This window comes from Sulfurospirillum diekertiae (genome assembly GCF_011769985.2).
Lineage (GTDB): Bacteria > Campylobacterota > Campylobacteria > Campylobacterales > Sulfurospirillaceae > Sulfurospirillum > Sulfurospirillum diekertiae.
Genome location: NZ_CP039734.2, coordinates 546,390 through 562,541 on the forward strand (window position 1 = coordinate 546,390; position 16,152 = coordinate 562,541).

General features: G+C 38.5%; 17 protein-coding genes. 15 read left to right on the plus strand and 2 right to left on the minus strand.

The genetic code is table 11. The features are described from left to right. The 11 genes from xseB to FA584_RS02900 all read left to right on the plus strand — a co-directional run bounded on the left by xseB (position 1) and on the right by FA584_RS02900 (position 10,567). Positions 1 to 204 (plus strand): exodeoxyribonuclease VII small subunit, encoded by a 204-nt coding sequence (gene xseB, locus FA584_RS02850; protein WP_096045894.1) that lies wholly within the window; start codon positions 1 to 3, stop codon positions 202 to 204. After that, positions 201 to 992: a carbon-nitrogen hydrolase family protein gene (locus FA584_RS02855; protein WP_096045895.1), complete on the plus strand. Its 792-nt coding sequence runs from the start codon at positions 201 to 203 to the stop codon at positions 990 to 992. The genes xseB and FA584_RS02855 overlap by 4 nt, the downstream gene beginning before the upstream one ends. After that, on the plus strand, positions 989 to 1,654 hold the full coding sequence (locus tag FA584_RS02860) for a HesA/MoeB/ThiF family protein (protein WP_096045896.1): 666 nt from the start codon (positions 989 to 991) through the stop codon (positions 1,652 to 1,654). The genes FA584_RS02855 and FA584_RS02860 overlap by 4 nt, the downstream gene beginning before the upstream one ends. Before the next feature lie 29 nt (positions 1,655 to 1,683). Further along, the gene (locus FA584_RS02865; protein ID WP_167750154.1) at positions 1,684 to 2,811 is read left to right on the plus strand and encodes a succinyldiaminopimelate transaminase; all 1,128 of its coding nucleotides are present in this window, start codon (positions 1,684 to 1,686) and stop codon (positions 2,809 to 2,811) included. A gap of 151 nt (positions 2,812 to 2,962) precedes the next feature. Then, positions 2,963 to 4,273 (plus strand): UDP-N-acetylmuramate--L-alanine ligase, encoded by a 1,311-nt coding sequence (gene murC, locus FA584_RS02870; protein WP_167750155.1) that lies wholly within the window; start codon positions 2,963 to 2,965, stop codon positions 4,271 to 4,273. Beyond that, positions 4,273 to 4,632 (plus strand): hypothetical protein, encoded by a 360-nt coding sequence (locus FA584_RS02875; RefSeq protein WP_167750156.1) that lies wholly within the window; start codon positions 4,273 to 4,275, stop codon positions 4,630 to 4,632. Before murC ends, FA584_RS02875 begins: the two co-directional genes overlap by 1 nt. Beyond that, complete coding sequence (locus tag FA584_RS02880) at positions 4,632 to 6,833, plus strand: endonuclease MutS2 (RefSeq protein WP_167750157.1); 2,202 nt, start codon at positions 4,632 to 4,634, stop codon at positions 6,831 to 6,833. Before FA584_RS02875 ends, FA584_RS02880 begins: the two co-directional genes overlap by 1 nt. Positions 6,834 to 6,907: 74 nt before the next feature. Further along, complete coding sequence (gene dapE / locus FA584_RS02885) at positions 6,908 to 8,020, plus strand: succinyl-diaminopimelate desuccinylase (RefSeq protein ID WP_167750158.1); 1,113 nt, start codon at positions 6,908 to 6,910, stop codon at positions 8,018 to 8,020. Continuing rightward, the gene (locus FA584_RS02890) at positions 8,017 to 8,388 is read left to right on the plus strand and encodes a RidA family protein (protein ID WP_167750159.1); all 372 of its coding nucleotides are present in this window, start codon (positions 8,017 to 8,019) and stop codon (positions 8,386 to 8,388) included. Before dapE ends, FA584_RS02890 begins: the two co-directional genes overlap by 4 nt. Before the next feature lie 105 nt (positions 8,389 to 8,493). After that, entirely contained in the window at positions 8,494 to 9,834 is a 1,341-nt protein-coding gene (locus tag FA584_RS02895; protein ID WP_167750160.1) for an FAD-dependent oxidoreductase, read from the plus strand. A gap of 43 nt (positions 9,835 to 9,877) precedes the next feature. Beyond that, a complete protein-coding gene (locus FA584_RS02900) occupies positions 9,878 to 10,567 on the plus strand; it encodes a class I SAM-dependent DNA methyltransferase (RefSeq protein WP_167750161.1) in 690 nt (229 codons plus the stop codon). Here the strand turns inward: FA584_RS02900 and FA584_RS02905 are convergent. Continuing rightward, positions 10,564 to 11,040 carry a hypothetical protein gene (locus FA584_RS02905; RefSeq protein ID WP_167750162.1) on the minus strand — a complete coding sequence of 159 codons (477 nt, stop codon included), beginning with the start codon at positions 11,038 to 11,040 and terminating at the stop codon, positions 10,564 to 10,566. The two genes, FA584_RS02900 and FA584_RS02905, sit on opposite strands and share 4 nt — an antisense overlap. A 79-nt stretch (positions 11,041 to 11,119) precedes the next feature. Between FA584_RS02905 and FA584_RS02910 the strand changes: the two genes are divergently transcribed. Further along, positions 11,120 to 11,575, plus strand: coding sequence for a GNAT family N-acetyltransferase (locus FA584_RS02910; RefSeq protein WP_167750163.1), 456 nt, complete (start codon positions 11,120 to 11,122; stop codon positions 11,573 to 11,575). 90 nt (positions 11,576 to 11,665) lie between these two features. Further along, complete coding sequence (locus FA584_RS02915; protein ID WP_167750164.1) at positions 11,666 to 12,823, plus strand: S41 family peptidase; 1,158 nt, start codon at positions 11,666 to 11,668, stop codon at positions 12,821 to 12,823. Here FA584_RS02915 and FA584_RS02920 read toward each other — a convergent pair whose 3' ends face one another. Beyond that, positions 12,824 to 13,876, minus strand: coding sequence for a chemotaxis protein CheX (locus FA584_RS02920; protein ID WP_167750165.1), 1,053 nt, complete (start codon positions 13,874 to 13,876; stop codon positions 12,824 to 12,826). Positions 13,877 to 14,004: 128 nt separating this feature from the next. Between FA584_RS02920 and FA584_RS02925 the strand changes: the two genes are divergently transcribed. Both FA584_RS02925 and pyk read left to right on the plus strand, forming a co-directional pair. Continuing rightward, entirely contained in the window at positions 14,005 to 14,457 is a 453-nt protein-coding gene (locus FA584_RS02925; protein WP_096045903.1) for a hypothetical protein, read from the plus strand. Positions 14,458 to 14,538: 81 nt separating this feature from the next. After that, positions 14,539 to 15,984, plus strand: coding sequence for a pyruvate kinase (gene pyk, locus FA584_RS02930; protein WP_096045904.1), 1,446 nt, complete (start codon positions 14,539 to 14,541; stop codon positions 15,982 to 15,984). Positions 15,985 to 16,152 lie beyond the last annotated feature (168 nt).

Consider the following 16,152-nt stretch of genomic DNA (forward strand, 5'->3'; position numbering starts at 1 on the left):
ATGAAAGAAGAGAAACAAAGTTTTGAAACAAAGCTTGAGAACGCCAAAGTGATTTTAGAGACACTTTCAAATCCTGAGCTCTCCTTGGAAGAGGGAATGAAAAAATACCAAGAAGGTATTGCCATTTTAAAAGAAGCAACCAAAATGCTTGAAGAGGCAAAACTGACCTATACAAAATTGCAAGAGAAGGAAGCATTGGCATGAAAATAGCGGCATTGCAACTCAGTACACTCCCAATGAGCGAAGCAAAACTCGATTATTACTTTCGCATTTGCAAACAAAAAGAGGTTGAGGTGGTGCTGTTAAGTGAATACGCACTCAACAGTTTTTTCAAAGAGTTAGAAAGTATGCCACTTTCCATGATTAAAGAGCAATCCAATCATAAAATTGAAGTTTTGAAAAAATTGTGTGCGGATTATGATTTGCATGTCATTGCTCCGATTGTCAATATTAAAGGGGAGTTTTGCTACAAATGCAATGCTCATTTTTCGGCTAAATCGGTGCATTTTTTTGATCAACAATTTTTAATTAATTATAAACACTGGAATGAAGAGAAATTCTTTGCCAATACCGTTTCAAAATATGTATTGCCTATCTTTTTACACAATGGTATTCGCTTTGGTATCGTCAGTGGGTATGAACTTCATTTTGACACTGTTTGGATGGAAGTCATGAAGAAAAATGTGGATGTAGTCCTTACACCGACTTCATCCACATTTGATTCAGCACACCGTTGGGAAGAGCTTCTTAAAATGAGAGCCATGTTAAACAATGTTTATATTTTAAGAGCTAACCGTGTGGGAAGTTACAAAGAAGAAGAGACGTGGCAATTTTACGGCAAAAGCAGTCTGATTTCTCCTTTTGGCGAAGTCGAGCTCACCTTAGGCGATAAAGAAGAGATGCTGGTCGCGACCATCGAAAAAGAAAGCCTTGCGGAAGCGCGAAAGCTTTGGGGATGGAAAAAACAGGTAAGTAAGCGAGAAAGCGTATGATGCACTATTTCCACAGACAAGTACAGCTCTGGGGAGAAGAGACACAACAAAGTTTACAAAGTAAAAAAATTGTCATCATTGGTTGTGGAGGGCTAGGAAGCTCTTTAGCGTACGCGCTAGGAAGTTCGGGTATTGGTGAAATTCACCTCGTGGATTTTGATGAAGTGAGTGTGCATAATATTCATCGTCAAATTGCTTTTAAAGTAGGGGATGAGGGAAAACTCAAAGCCGATGTGGTCAAAGAGAGCATTGAAGCGCGTTGCCCTTTTGTCAAAGTTTATGCGCATATCGGACGTTTGGAAGTCTTTACATGTAAAGAGATTGAAGTCGATCTTATCATCGATGCAACCGATAATTTACCAACACGTAGCTTAATTGATGCCTATGCCAAAGAGGTAAAAACACCGTGGGTTTATGGTTCTGTTGAAGCGTTTAATGGGCAAGTTTGCTTTTTTGAGCAGAGTAGTTTTTCTGCCTTTAAGATTAGTGACAAAAAACCTTCCGGTATTGCTGCTCCTATTGTGATGCACATAGCCTCGTTGCAAGCCAATTTAGCATTGCGCTATCTAGCGGGGCTCAGCGTTAAAAAAGATTTGCTTTATTATCTGTTTATCAATGAAGAGGGTGAACTCATCACCCAAAAATTTGGAATGCTACACTAAAAATTGTTTTACATGTAAAAGGAAAACCATTGCATTTTGAACCTTATCCCTTTGAAAAATTAACGGAATTATTAAAAGATATTACGCCCAACAGTGCGTATCCAGCGGTTACATTAACCATTGGTGAGCCACAGTTTGAGACACCTGATTTTATTCAAAAAGCACTCAAAGAAAATGTGCATTTGCTCAAAAAATATCCTAAATCTTCGGGTGAAGCATCTGTTAATGAAGCGCAACGCAGTTTTGTGAAAAAGCGTTTTGGTGTTGAGCTTAAAGCCAGTGAGTTAATCTCTGTTTTTGGAACAAAAGAGGTGCTTTTTAATTTTCCTCAGTACCTCCTTCATGACAAGCCAAACCCTGTGATGGCGTATCCAAACCCGTTTTATCAAATCTACGAAGGTGCCGCCATTGCGAGTCGTGCTCGTGTGGTACATCTTAATTTGACTCAAGAGAACGGGTTTAAACCGGATATTCATTTAGCCGCCCTCAAAGAAGCAGATTTGATTATTCTTAATTCTCCCAACAACCCCACCACTTCGGTTTTAAGCCTTGAAGAACTGGGTGAATGGGTGAAGTTTGCCCTCAAATACGATATTGTACTTCTTAATGATGAGTGTTACAGTGAACTTTACGTGGGCGAGAAGCCAGCCTCTTTGTTGGAAGCCTCTTTACATGTAGGAAATAATACATTTAGAAATATTTTGGTACTCAATTCTCTTTCCAAACGAAGTTCAGCGCCAGGGTTACGCTCAGGATTTATTGCAGGCGATGAGAAAATCCTCAGTGGTTACGCAAAGTATCGTACCTACGTGGGAGCAGCGATTCCCTTGCCACTCCAGAAAGCATCAGCTGCGGCGTGGAATGATATGGAACATGTGGAACTCACACGTGCACAATACGCGAAAAACCTTCGCTTAGCACACGATATCTTAGGTGTACCCGCAATCAATGCAACCTTTTACGTTTGGCTAGAAGTGAAGAATGATTTGGAATTTACATGTAAACTGTATGAGCAAAAAAATATCAAAGTTCTACCAGGTCGTTTCTTAGGACGTGGCGGTATGGGTGATGGATATGTCCGCATTGCGCTTGTTGAAAATAGCGAAAAAACGGAACAGATATTAAAAGAGATCAAAGAGGTTATCGCCTCTTTCTAAAAAAGGTGAAGCCTTTCAAGCTTTACATGTAAAGCATAAAAGCGCTATATTTCTGCCTCGAAAGAGGCAAGCTTTAGTGCATAGCGCAGCGTAGCTTTTCAAGCTTAGCTTGTAAAGCGTGTAAAAATAGATTATGTATGAAGGATAATGGTTGAAAAAGGTTCATTTTGTAGGAATCGGCGGAATAGGGCTTTCCGCATTAGCAAAATATTTAAAACAAGAGGGTTATGAAATCACAGGCTCAGATGTTAAAGCCAGTAAAATTACAGCAGGCTTAGAAGCGATGGGTATTCCTGTGCATATTCCTCATGATCCAGCGTGTATTACCGATCAAGATTTAGTGGTGTTTTCAGCGGTTATTAAACCTGATAACATTGAGTTAGTCAGAGCACGTGAGAAAAACATGACGATCATGCCACGTCGTGAAGCTCTTTTGTTTATCTTGAAAAATAGACGTGTTTTTTCAGTCTGTGGAGCACATGGTAAAAGTACAACGAGTGCGATGCTCGCTTCCATGGTAGAGGGCTCTTTGGTTATTGGTGCGGAGAGTAAGCAATATGGCTCTAATATGTACTACAAAGAGGGCAATAATGTCATTTTTGAAGCCGATGAGAGTGATGCGAGTTTCTTAAACTCCAATCCCTACATTGCTATTGTCACCAATGCTGAGCCTGAACATATGGAATATTATAACTACGATTATGACCGATTCTACGGAGCTTACAGACACTTTTTAGAGAGTGCTAAGATTCGTGTCATTAATGCAGAAGATCCTTTCTTGAGCACGTTAACGGAATTGGAAGCGGATCGTCTTTATCCGAGTCGAGACATTCGTGAGATTGAGACCGTGATGCGCAATGGTGAGCCTTTTACCTCGTTTGTTCTTAAAGATTTAGGACGTTTTGAAGTGTGGGGTATTGGCGCGCACATGGCACTGGATGCCTCTTTAGCTATTTTAGCAAGTTTACATGAAATGGACGTGGATACGGCACGTGAGAAACTCAAAAACTACCAAGGGATTAAAAAGCGTTTTGATCTTTTAACGAAGGGTGAAACTTTTGCATTGATTGATGATTACGGTCATCATCCCACTGAGATCAAAGCAACACTGCAATCAGCTAAAAAATATGCTGAACTCATGGGGCTTACGAAGATTACTGCCATTTGGCAACCGCACAAATACTCACGTACGATTGATAATTTAGAGAGTTTTGTTAACTGCTTTGAAGGCGTGGATCAGCTTATTATTTTACCGGTTTGGAAAGCAGGTGAAAAAGAGGTTTTCATTGATTTTGAAAAAGAGTTCGCACGTTATTCGCCTCTTTTCCCACCGCGTATTTACCGAAATGAGAATAGTATTGAAGTATTCCCTTGTGAAGCGAATCAGCAGATGTTTAATGAAGGTTTGGTGATTAGTTTTGGTGCGGGGGATATAACCTATCAACTCAGAGGAGTTATGTGATGCAACTTTTACTTTTTTTAGCACTCGTGTTTCTTATTGCTTCTGTTATCGCTGCCAAAAAGAGCACTTTTTCTAAAAAAGCAAAAGGAGGACTGTTTATGGTCCTTGCCTTTCTCCTCGCTCTTGCTTGGTGGTATGAAGCACAAAGTCGACAGAGCAGTGAAGAAAACCGTTTGATGATTAGTGCATTTAAACAAGGTAAATCGCTCTATTGTGATGGTCGAGAAATTTCTTTGGACACCTTTGTTTTTGTGAATGGAACGCTTAGTTTTATTGCAAACAATAATAACCAAAATGACAGAGGTGTTGTCATCGATTTAGAAACATGTAAGCTTGAAAAAGCGAAAGTAAATCCCTAATGGAAAAACTTTTTTCAAAACTGGATTTGGTCGATTATGCCCAAAGTTTTAAGCACTTTTTAGCACGTGAAAAACCCCTTTTTATGGAGGGTGACGCAAATTTACATTATAAATTGATTCATGAGCTTCTTACCTGTGATCGCCTCAAGCCTCTGCCTGAAGTTCCTTCTTTGGATGTAGCACTCATGCATCTAAGCAAGATGGGCATACTGCGTCTCAATGAAATTTTTGCGTTTGTTCAAATAATCAAGTATATGCAGTATCTCAAAAATATGTTGATTGATCAAAGTCTTGGCGAATGGATGGAACGAATTCTGATTCCCCAAGAGATTACACACATTTGTGACTATTTTGATGAGAAAGGGGAACTAAAACCTAGTGTTGATGAGCAATTTGCCAACATCGCACAAAGTCTCAAAATGGTGAAAGATGAAATGAACAGCACCCTTCGCCGTCTCATTTCCACCGAAAAAATAGCACTTTACCTCGCCGATAAACAGATTCACTATATCAATAATCAAGAAGCACTTTTGGTTCGCGGTGGATTTAATCATGTGCTTAAAGGCAATGTTATTGGGCGCAGTAGTAGCGGATTTTTTTATGTCGTACCTGAATCTTTAGGCAAACTGGTAAGTCGCGAAAGTGAATTGATAGACCGCAAAGAAGAGCTGGTTTATAAGTACGCCAAACAGATCTCTGCCGTGTTTACCAAGCAACTTAAATTTTTGGGCTTTGTGAACAAAGAATTTGACCGTTTTGATGCCTATTATGCGAGAGTTGCGTATGCGAGAGAAAAAGATATGGAGTTTGTGCTTCCTTCAAAAACACATTCGATCAAGCTTGAAAACTTTGCCCATCCTGCTCTTGTGAATCCAAAACCCATCACGATTGATTTTTCCAAACAAGTTTTGATGATCACAGGTGTGAATGCGGGGGGTAAGACGATGCTTTTAAAGTCGATTCTCTCAGCGGCAATCTTAAGTAAATATCTGCTTCCGATGCGCATTGACGCGAGACATTCGAGCATTGGCTCTTTTAAAGAAGTCTTTGCCATTTTGGATGATCCTCAAAATGTCAAAAATGACATCTCCACCTTTGCCGGGCGGATGAATGAGTTTAGTAAACTCTTTGGGAAAAAAGCAGCACTCATTGGTGTGGATGAAATTGAGCTGGGAACGGACGCTGATGAAGCGGCGAATCTCTTTAAAGTGATGATCGAAAAACTCATCGACAAAGAGATGAAAATCGTCATTACCACCCACCATAAGCGCTTAGCTTCCTTGCTTGCCACCCACCCAGAAGTGGAGCTTTTGGCCGCAATTTACGATGAAAAGAGCGAACGTCCCACATACGGCTTTCTCAAAGGAACGATTGGTCGAAGTTATGCGTTTGAAACAGCCCTTCGTTATGGGATTCCGCAGAGCTTAGTTGCCGAAGCACGTGTTTTGTATGGCGAAGACAAAGAAAAACTCAATGAGCTCATTCAAAAAAATATTGATTTAGAGCTTGAGATGCGCAAAACCTCGGAAGAACTGGATGCGAGACTTCGTGAGGTAGAAAAACTCAAAGAGTCTTTGCGCGATGAAAAAGAGCGCGTGAGAGAAGAGTTTGATCATGCCTATTCGAAGATGTCTAAAGAGTTCAATCAAGCGATTGGCGAAGCAAAAAAAGCGATTAAAAGTTCCGATACCAAAGAGTCGCATCGTCTGTTAAACAAAGCCAATCAGTTGCATCAAGAGACACGCAAAGTGATTCCCGATCAAAAGGCCGAACCTTTACATGTAAACGATAAAATCAAATATGGAAGCTCCAAAGGGGTGATTAAAAGCATCAAAAAAGAGGAAGCAACCATCGAATGCGATGGCATTATGCTTCGCGTGCCACTCTCTAAGCTCAAACGCAGTGGTAATCAACCTAAAGTGCATAAAGCGGGCGTGGTGATTTCTAAAGAGACACCGAGTGGCTCAATGATTTTGGATTTACATGGTCTGCGAGCCGATGAAGCCGTTGAAAAACTGGATAAATTTTTAAGTGACGCATTGATGAGTGGTTTTGATGAGGTTTTGGTCTATCATGGCATTGGGACAGGCAAATTAGCGTATGCGGTACGAACCTTTTTAAGCACCTATCCATCACTTGTTTCCTATGGTGATGCACCGATTAATATGGGTGGATATGGTGCTACATTGATTAAACTTTAAAAAAGCTTGATGTTAGAGAATAAACGAAGAAAGAGTATCAACTCTAAACGATACTTCTTTAAAATAGAGGAATGATGTTAACAACAGAAGAACTTTTCTTAAAACTTTTACGCTTTGTCTCCGTAACACCTCATGATGATGGGGCTTTTGCGTTTATAAAAGAGTATTTAAATGATTTTAACGTTATGGAAGTGAACGTTGAAGAAACGAAAAATCTCTTTTTATATAAACGCTTTAGTGAAGGTCCACATCTTTGCTTTGCAGGGCATATTGATGTTGTACCAGCGGGTCATGGATGGCAGAGTGAGCCGTTTGAACCTATCATGAAAGAGGGTATCGTTTATGCGAGGGGTGCGCAAGATATGAAAAGTGGTGTGTGTGCATTTTTACAAGCACTCAAACAAACAGAAAATTTTAAGGGCACACTCTCAGCACTTCTCACCAGTGACGAAGAGGGTGATGCTAAACACGGTACCATAGAAGTTCTCAAAGCATTAAAAAGTCGTTCCTTCTTACCCGACTACGCCATTGTGGCAGAACCTACATCCGAAACAGTTTTTGGAGATGCTATCAAAATTGGGCGTAGAGGTTCTGTCAATGGGGTCATTGAAATTACAGGCAAGCAAGGTCATGCGGCTTATCCTGAAAAAGCGGTCAATCCTGTCCATCAAGTAGCTTCCGTACTGCACAAGCTTGCAGGTCATTTACTCGATAATGGTGATGAGGATTTTACCCCTTCCCAAATGGTTATTACCGATATTCGCGGCGGTATGGAAGTCACCAATGTCACTCCTGGAAATCTCAAGATTATGTTCAATGTCCGCAACTCAACTCAAACCGATATAGAAAAAATTCGTCTCTATGTAGAAGACGTTCTTCAGGGAATGAACTTTAGCCTCAGCCTCAGCCAAAGTGCGCAACCTTTTATTACATGTAAAGACTCTTTAATTATCAAAACACTCAAGAATGCGCTTTTACATGTAAACGGAAAAGTACCTAAACTTTCCACGGCGGGTGGAACCAGTGATGCACGTTTCTTTGGTAATTTTGGTGTTGCAACCGTCGAGTGCGGCGTGGTTAATGACACGATTCATGCTCCCAATGAGTGCTGCCCTTTAAGCGAAGTAGACTCTTTGGTGTCGGTATTTAAAACTGTAATTGAAAACTTTAAAAAGGAAGTTCTATGAAGATTGTTTCAACAACCAATGCACCTGCTGCTATTGGACCCTATTCGCAAGCCATTGTTGTGAACGACATGGTGTTTACTTCGGGACAAATTGCACTCAAACCCGATGGTAGCTTTCTAGAAGGTGATGTGGAAGCGCAAACCACTCAAGTATTGGAAAACCTCAAAGCAGTGCTTAAAGAGGCGGGAAGTAGTTTGAAAAAAGTGGTTAAAACAACCATTTTCTTAGCAAATATGGATGACTTTGCAAAAGTCAATGAGGTGTATGGCTCTTTCTTTACGGAAAACAAACCTGCACGCAGTACGGTTGGCGTGAAATCACTGCCTAAAAATGCCTTAGTTGAAATCGAAGCAATCGCTGTAAAGTAAAAATTTTATTTTAAAGGTCTAAAATCAACTTTATTTAAAGTTGTTGTAGGACTTTTTATAATAGAATATCGCACCCTAAAATCTTAGAGTAGGAAGTTGTTTAGCATGACAAAAAATCACTATGACGTCTTGGTCGTCGGTGGCGGAATCTCAGGTGCAGCTCTTTTTTATGAGCTTGCAAAATATACAGACGTTAAGCGCATTGCGCTTGTCGAAAAATATGAGCGTTTAGCAAAATTAAATTCTGCTGGAACGTCAAATTCTCAAACCATTCACTGTGGTGATATCGAGACTAACTATACTCTAGAAAAAGCGAAAAAAGTCAAAGAGACTGCAAGCATGATTGCAAAATATTGTGTTGCGCATGGACACGAAGGTAAATTCTTATTTTCGCACCAAAAAATGGCAATCGGTGTGGGTGATACCGAAGTTGCTTATATGAAAAATAGATACGAAGAGTTCAAAGAACTTTATCCGTATTTAGAAGTCTTTGACAAAGAAAAACTCGCCAAAATTGAGCCAAAACTCATTTATGACCTTGATGGCAAAGAACGCCCTGATAACATTGTTGGTGTGGGCGTCGAAGGTGGTCAGTACAGTACCGTTGATTTTGGTGCCATGACAGAGAGTTTGGTTCATGAAGCGCAAAAGATTGAAGGCAAAGTCGCTGATGTCTTTTTGAACTCTCAAGTAACCAATATTACCAAACTTGGTGATATGCATGTTGTGATGACCAAAGATCAAACGTTTACGGCTGATTTTGTGGTAGTAAACGCTGGTGCACACTCCCTTTATCTTGCACACGATATGGGATTTGGTCTTGACTTTGCATGTTTACCCGTTGCAGGTAGCTTTTATATGACAAAGAAAAAAATGCTTAATGGTAAAGTTTACATGGTTCAACACCCAAAACTTCCATTTGCAGCATTGCATGGTGATCCTGATATTTTAGCCGATGGTTGTACCCGTTTTGGACCAACGGCGTTGGTTCTTCCAAAATTGGAGCGTTATACAGGCGGTACGTATCTTGATTTCTGGCAAACATTACAGTTTGATGGTAAAGTAGCGAAAGTCTTTTATGATTTGATGAAAGATAGCGACATTCGAAATTATATCTTTAGAAACTTCTTCTTTGAAGTTCCTAAATTTGGTAAAGAACTTTTCATCAAAGATGCGCGCAAAATTGTTCCATCATTGCAACTAGACGAGATTGAGTACGCCCATCACTTTGGTGGAGTAAGACCTCAAGTAATCAACAAAACAGAGAAAAAATTGATGTTAGGTGAAGCAAGCATCAATCCGGGAACGGGTATTATCTTTAATATGACGCCAAGCCCAGGTGCTACAAGTTGTCTTGGTAATGCCAGACGTGACGTAAGAATCGTTTGTGAATACCTAGGTCGTACTTTCAACGAAGCGCTCTTTAAACAAGAACTCGTCGACTAAATCTTATGGGGCTTTGAAATAAAGCCCCAAACAAAGCTTATCTATGATAAATCCTCTTGATCTTTACGCCAAAATCGAATCTTTAATCGGTTTTGATGCACAATATGAAAAACTCTACCAGATCTATTTGAGTTTGTTAAAACCTTTACATGTAAAGACTGTTTTAGATGTTGGATGTGGTAATGGCACGTTTTTGAAGCATTTGCAAAACGAGCAATTTGATGCCTATGGCATTGATAGAAGTGTTGCAATGGTTGAACGCTCCCTTACTTTAGGTATGAATGCAAGTACCAAAGAGCTAGAGGAGTTTGGTGAAGCTTCGTTTGAATGCGTGGTTGCCATCGCAGATGTTCTTAATTACATCTCCCCTACAGAGATGGACTCTTTTTTGGAAGCAGTCGCAAGAGTTTTGCCCAAAGAGGGTTATTTTATCTTCGATGTTAACACGCTGTATGGTTTTGAAGGTGTGGCAGATGGCGTCATGTGTCAAGATAAGGAAAACCAATTTTTATGCGTTGATGCAACATTTTCTGATAAAGAATTGTTAACAAAGATCGTTTTATTTGAAAAAGAGGATGAGCTTTACCGTAAAGTTGAGGGCTCGATAACACAATACTTTCATCCACTTTCATTTTTCAAAAAGCTTAAAATGTTTAAACTCTGCTCTACCAAACCCGTCACACTTTTTGGCGACGAGCCTGATAAAACTATTTTAATTTTGCAAAAACGTTAACCCATTTTTTGTAAAAATGTGTTGAGCATTGAGTTTTGCTGATCTATCTTAGTGTCCGTATTAAGTTTATCCATGAGTTGTTTGCGAAAATCACTCAACATTTGGTCTAAACTTGCTAGTGCTTCGGCTCGCGCATTCCCCGTTAATGGAGGTTGAGCATCGGCACTTAATCCTAGTTTGTCTTCTAATTCTGCTTTTTTCTCTTCAATCATTTTTTCAATTTTTTCATTGTTATAATCTTGGAAAAAAGTCAGAGCACCTTTGCTTCCCAACGTCTTCTTAAACTCTTCAACCATTGCATCTGATTCACTTGGTTCTGTGATAGCGGACTGATTCATGGTTGTTTTTGTGGCAATTTGTTTTTGGAATTCTTCTGCAAAAGAAGATGTTGTAGAAGCACTATCGTCTTTGAGCACAGATTGCGTGCTACTAAACAATTGACTGAGGTTATTTTTTGCATCGCTGATAGTCATAAAAACTCCTTATAACATAGTAATTATAACAAGCAAAAAAGGTTCCTATGTTACAATAATAAAAAAGTAAAGGTCTGCTATGTTCACGGTTGAAGAGGCAAAACTTTCGGATATAGAGAGTTTAATTGATTTGCTAACACTACTTTTTTCACAAGAAGCAGAGTTTGCTCCTGCAAGAGATATCCAAAAAAGAGGGCTTCAAACGATCTTAGAAGATAAAAAAATTGGTACGATTTTTGTTCTCAAAGATAAGCAAAAAATCATCGGCATGGTCAGCCTTTTATGGACAATCAGCACAGCATTGGGTGGACGTGTTGCTTTTTTAGAAGATATGGTAGTTGATACTGCATGGCGAGGAAGAGGCGGTGGACATATACTGGTTGAACATGCCATTGCTTATGCAAAAAAACTTACATGTAAACGCATTACACTTTTAACGGACACTGACAATTTAGCCGCACATCGTTTTTATCAGCAGTTTGGATTTCAAACCTCTGTGATGCAACCTATGCGTTTGATACTGAATGATCAATAAAAAGAGTATGTCATAAGTGCATAAACATTTTTGCAAAAAATATCTGAAAGTAGTACCATACAACATTATGATAGAGCTTAGGAGATATTTTTGAGACGTTTTTTTGTGTTAGCCTTCACTCTTTTGAGTATGCTTAATGCTGCCAATACACCAGCATATGATCCTGCGACTTTGTATCAAGAGGTTGTTCAGAAAATTAAAGATGAGTCCATAACTTCTGTTGATGAAAAACGACTGATGAACAGATGTTTGGATGGAATGGTCAATAGTGTTGATCCAAATGGGCGCTATTTGAACGAAGAAGAATATGAAACGTTATACCTCAGTTCTAAAGCAGTAGCTGGAGTTGGACTATTTTTGGCAGAAAAGCATAATCATATCTTTGTAAAATCGGTTGTCGATCACTCTCCTGCACAAAAAGCAAATCTTCAAAAAGACGATGAAATTGTTCAGATTGATGGAATATTGGTTCGTGACTTAAATTTTGAAGAAGTTGTCGCAGCACTAAGGGGGTCACCCAATACGAAAGTAAAATTAGGTATCTTAAAACCTAATAGTTTTAAATCTATTGAAGTACAAGTCATGCGTAAAGTTGTGACGATTGATTATATTACTTCCTTGATGTTTGAAGGCGATATAGCCTATGTTAAGGTAAGTTCTTTTGCACAAAATGCCCTTTTAGAAATGTTAGATGACATACAGTATCTTTATAATCTTCAACACAATAAACTAGACGGAATGATTTTGGATCTTCGCGATAATCCCGGTGGGTATTTCATCAGTGGCATAGCCCTTACGTCACTCTTTTTAGAGAAAGACAAGCCTATCATTAATGTGAAAAGTCGGCACAAAGAAGAAAAAAAGCAGTATATCAATACACCACAAGATTATGACGGAATGGAATATGTTGAAAAAATTGAAGCACTCTCTTTTTTAAAAACCATTCCATTGGTCATTTTAGTCAATAATGACTCCTCTGGTAGTTCTGAAATCGTAGCTTCGGTATTGCAAGAGTATAATCGTGCAATAATTATCGGCACTCCAACGTTTGGCAAAGATACTTTTGCCACTCTTTTCCCTCTATCTACTACTTCGTCAGCCGTAAAATTTGCAACAGCAAGGTGGAGCACTCCAAAAGGGAAAAGTGTTTGGCCCAATGGAGTAACACCCAATATTGAGGTTATGCAAGAGAGCGAAGAAGACGATAAACCTTTAAGTGAGGCTTTACGTGTTTTAAAAAAGAAGTAATTACTTCGTGATAAACATGTAAAATGGTTTTTCATCCAACTGCATATCAATCCAAACGCCATTAGAACCCAAAGTATCGTTAAGGGCAACTTGTAAAGAGAGATAGGTTTTAGGAAGTTCAAAGAGCACTTTGAGTTTTTTGTTAGAAAAAATTGCTTTTGCTGAACCTGTAATAATATTACAAAACTCTGCAACCCCATCAACAATCGCAGCCGTGTCATCTGCTTCAAGGCTCTCTCCTAGCATAGCCTCAAGTGCAATAAGGGCAAGTTCTCTTGGAAATATAAGAAAGAAAGAACCGGAAATCTCACCTTTAAATTTCATAGCCGCAATAATCACTTGCGGTGGAATTTTTTCATTAAACGGTCTGATCTCGTGTTTGATTTTTTGAGCTTCAAGACCTGTAATTGTGACGAGGGAATTAACGGCCGTATCAATAAAAACAGGGAGATTCATAATGAGTTGTCTAGAAAGTCCTAAACTTTGTGTAGCCGAAACTTTGCTTTTTGATTGGTTGATCGCCGTATGGGTAATGGTCATATCGTATTTTTTAGCAGAGGCTTTGAGTTTAAAATCTTCTGCATCATGGGCATGAACAATCGAATATCCAAGCTTGATAAGTTCACTGGAAATTTTATCAGCATTCTCTTTATCATCATCATAAATCAGTACCGCAAGCTCTTTTTTGAGCGCACTTGGGTTAAAAAAAAGAAGGGCGGTGTTAATGTTTTGAAAGAGTTTAACCGATGTATTTGCGCTAAGTTTTTTGAGATAGGTAAACGTATCTTTTTTATAGTCACCAATGGCTATTGGAAGATCAATTGCTTGGCTAAGTTTTTCAAGTTGTGTTACAAGATTTGCAAGGTTTGGATCTTCTTTAACAAAAGGAGAATAAGGAGCTTCTCTGAGTGAAACAAGAATACCTTTAATGTTTTTTTCTTTCAAAGAAATTTTTTGACCCAAGATCGTATTGCACAAAACTGTATTACGGCTCTCAAGAATAGTTTCATTGTAGTTAAAAATTAAAATAGAATGTTGGATGGTGTTTGTCATGGACTTCGCTCAACCGTTTTATTAATTAGGATTATGAGTATAGATAATAGCACAGAAAGCTTTTAATTTGGTTGAAATGATCTAAGGTATAATACAAGCTTACAAAAATTAAGAGGTATAAAAAGTCGATGAAATCTCATTTTGTGGACATTGATAACGCAGTTAAACACTATGTTGCCAATGAAATTGACATTGAAAAAAATAAGGAACTCGAAGAGCTGATATTTTTTTCAAGTTATACAATTAAATTTGATGTTTTTAAGAAAGCAACGAATAAATTAAAAAAAGTATTGCATCAAAGCCTTCCTCATGAGATGCACATGTGGGAGGTTGATGCCTTGTATGTCATTCAAAAATATCAGCTTGAAATTGATTATGGCAGTGCACGTTATACCTATTTACTTCGTGCTCTTCTCAAAGGACAAATAAAAATCAATGAAGCTGTGATGAAGCATTTTGTACAATTATGTAAAAGAGCACACTCGTTAGAGTATGTTCAAAGTCGGGCAGAACAGATCTATCGGCTTTTGTTTGAGGAGATGGAAAAAATAGATATGCGTAAAAGTTCATCATCACTTTAGGTGTTACATGTAAGGCTTATGATATAATTTGGTAACAATAAAGTGATACAATTGAACTCATTTTGAAAGAAGGAACTAAAGATGGATAAAAAGACAAAAATCCTAGCAACCGTTGGCCCAGCAAGTGATAGTGTAGAGATTTTAGAAGGATTAATTAATGCTGGCGTAAACGTATTTCGTCTCAATTTTAGCCATGGTACTCATGAGTATCATGCAAGTACGCTAGCAAAAATAAGAGAAGCAGAAAAAAATGCACAGAAAAAAGTAGGTGTTTTACAGGATATTTGTGGTCCTAAAATTCGTGTTGGAAAGCTTGAAGAAGATTTTTACCTTGAAGAGGGAGATAAGCTTTATTTCACCAAAGAGCAGATTGTTGGTAAAAAATTAGAAGAGGGTAAGTATGAGCTCTGCATCAATCAGCCTCAAATCTTAGATATGCTTAAAGAAGATGAATATATCTATTTGTATGATGGTAATATTCGTGCACGTGTGATTGAAGCAGGCGATAAAATTGTCACTGAGATTGAAAATAGCGGTAAACTTTCTTCTAATAAAGGCGTTAATTTTCCAAATACTGTTATTAATATTGAAGTTATCACACCAAAAGATGAAGCGGATCTTTTGTGGGGTGCTCAGCATGGTGTTGACTTCGTAGCCGTCTCTTTTGTCCAAAGTGCTAAAGATGTTTTACATGCAAGAAGAATTCTTAAAGAGCATAAATCTCGTGCACATATTTTTGCAAAAATTGAGAAGTTTGATGCTGTTGAAAAAATTGATGAAATTTTAGCTGTAAGTGATGGCATTATGGTCGCTAGGGGAGATCTTGGCATAGAAGTACCTTACTATAAAGTACCTAGTATTCAAAAAAGGTTAATTGCCAAAGCAAATGCTGCTTCAAAGCCCGTTATTACTGCAACGCAAATGCTTCTTTCCATGGCTGAAAAAGAGATGGCAACACGCGCTGAAATTAGTGATGTCGCAAATGCCGTTCTTGATGGAACCGATGCGGTCATGCTTTCCGAAGAGAGTGCAATTGGCAAAAATCCAATTCATGTTGTTGAAGTCATGGCCAATACGATTAGAGAGACTGAGATGATTTATCCTTATGGTAAATTTGAGGTTTATCCTTTCTTGGACGAAACAGATATCATCTCCTCATCTACCGCACGTTTGGCAGATCGTTTAGGTGTTGAAGCGATGATCTCACTCACCAGTTCAGGAAAATCTGCTAAAAAATTGGCACGATATCGTATCAAAGCGGATATTTATGCTGTAACGCATGATGAACGTACAGCACGTTCGTTAACGATTGCATGGGGTATCAAACCAATTATGAATATAGAAGCAAGTAATCTTAATATGATGCTTGGTAAAACACTTCAAAAAGGAATTGAGCGAGGATTGATTGATAAAGAAAAAACCTATATCGTAGCAGCGGGTTATCCAGCAGGCGTTGAAGGTAGTACTAACTTTATTCGCATCTTAAAAAAGGCTCAAATCGAATATTATACTGATATGGTCTTGTAAGTTTTTAATATAGCCAAAAAGCTTTGCTTTTTGGCTATATTAGGTATTTTTGTAATGTGACAGTTCTCTCTAAAAAGCCAAACTATCGCATTTTCTGTCGAACTGTGACAAACTAAGTGGGTTTTATTTTAATATTACCTTAAAGAAGGTTTAGGTAGAATCCATACC

What these genes read in the sequence shown, in the direction of transcription:
- xseB (WP_096045894.1), top strand. Translation starts at nt 1, where the DNA reads ATGAAAGAAGAGAAACAAAGTTTTGAAACAAAGCTTGAGAACGCCAAA.
- FA584_RS02855 (WP_096045895.1), top strand. Translation starts at nt 201, where the DNA reads ATGAAAATAGCGGCATTGCAACTCAGTACACTCCCAATGAGCGAAGCA.
- FA584_RS02860 (WP_096045896.1), top strand. Translation starts at nt 989, where the DNA reads ATGATGCACTATTTCCACAGACAAGTACAGCTCTGGGGAGAAGAGACA.
- FA584_RS02875 (WP_167750156.1), top strand. Translation starts at nt 4,273, where the DNA reads ATGCAACTTTTACTTTTTTTAGCACTCGTGTTTCTTATTGCTTCTGTT.
- FA584_RS02880 (WP_167750157.1), top strand. Translation starts at nt 4,632, where the DNA reads ATGGAAAAACTTTTTTCAAAACTGGATTTGGTCGATTATGCCCAAAGT.
- dapE (WP_167750158.1), top strand. Translation starts at nt 6,908, where the DNA reads ATGTTAACAACAGAAGAACTTTTCTTAAAACTTTTACGCTTTGTCTCC.
- FA584_RS02890 (WP_167750159.1), top strand. Translation starts at nt 8,017, where the DNA reads ATGAAGATTGTTTCAACAACCAATGCACCTGCTGCTATTGGACCCTAT.
- FA584_RS02895 (WP_167750160.1), top strand. Translation starts at nt 8,494, where the DNA reads ATGACAAAAAATCACTATGACGTCTTGGTCGTCGGTGGCGGAATCTCA.
- FA584_RS02900 (WP_167750161.1), top strand. Translation starts at nt 9,878, where the DNA reads ATGATAAATCCTCTTGATCTTTACGCCAAAATCGAATCTTTAATCGGT.
- FA584_RS02905 (WP_167750162.1), bottom strand. Translation starts at nt 11,040, where the DNA reads ATGACTATCAGCGATGCAAAAAATAACCTCAGTCAATTGTTTAGTAGC.
- FA584_RS02910 (WP_167750163.1), top strand. Translation starts at nt 11,120, where the DNA reads ATGTTCACGGTTGAAGAGGCAAAACTTTCGGATATAGAGAGTTTAATT.
- FA584_RS02920 (WP_167750165.1), bottom strand. Translation starts at nt 13,876, where the DNA reads ATGACAAACACCATCCAACATTCTATTTTAATTTTTAACTACAATGAA.
- FA584_RS02925 (WP_096045903.1), top strand. Translation starts at nt 14,005, where the DNA reads ATGAAATCTCATTTTGTGGACATTGATAACGCAGTTAAACACTATGTT.
- pyk (WP_096045904.1), top strand. Translation starts at nt 14,539, where the DNA reads ATGGATAAAAAGACAAAAATCCTAGCAACCGTTGGCCCAGCAAGTGAT.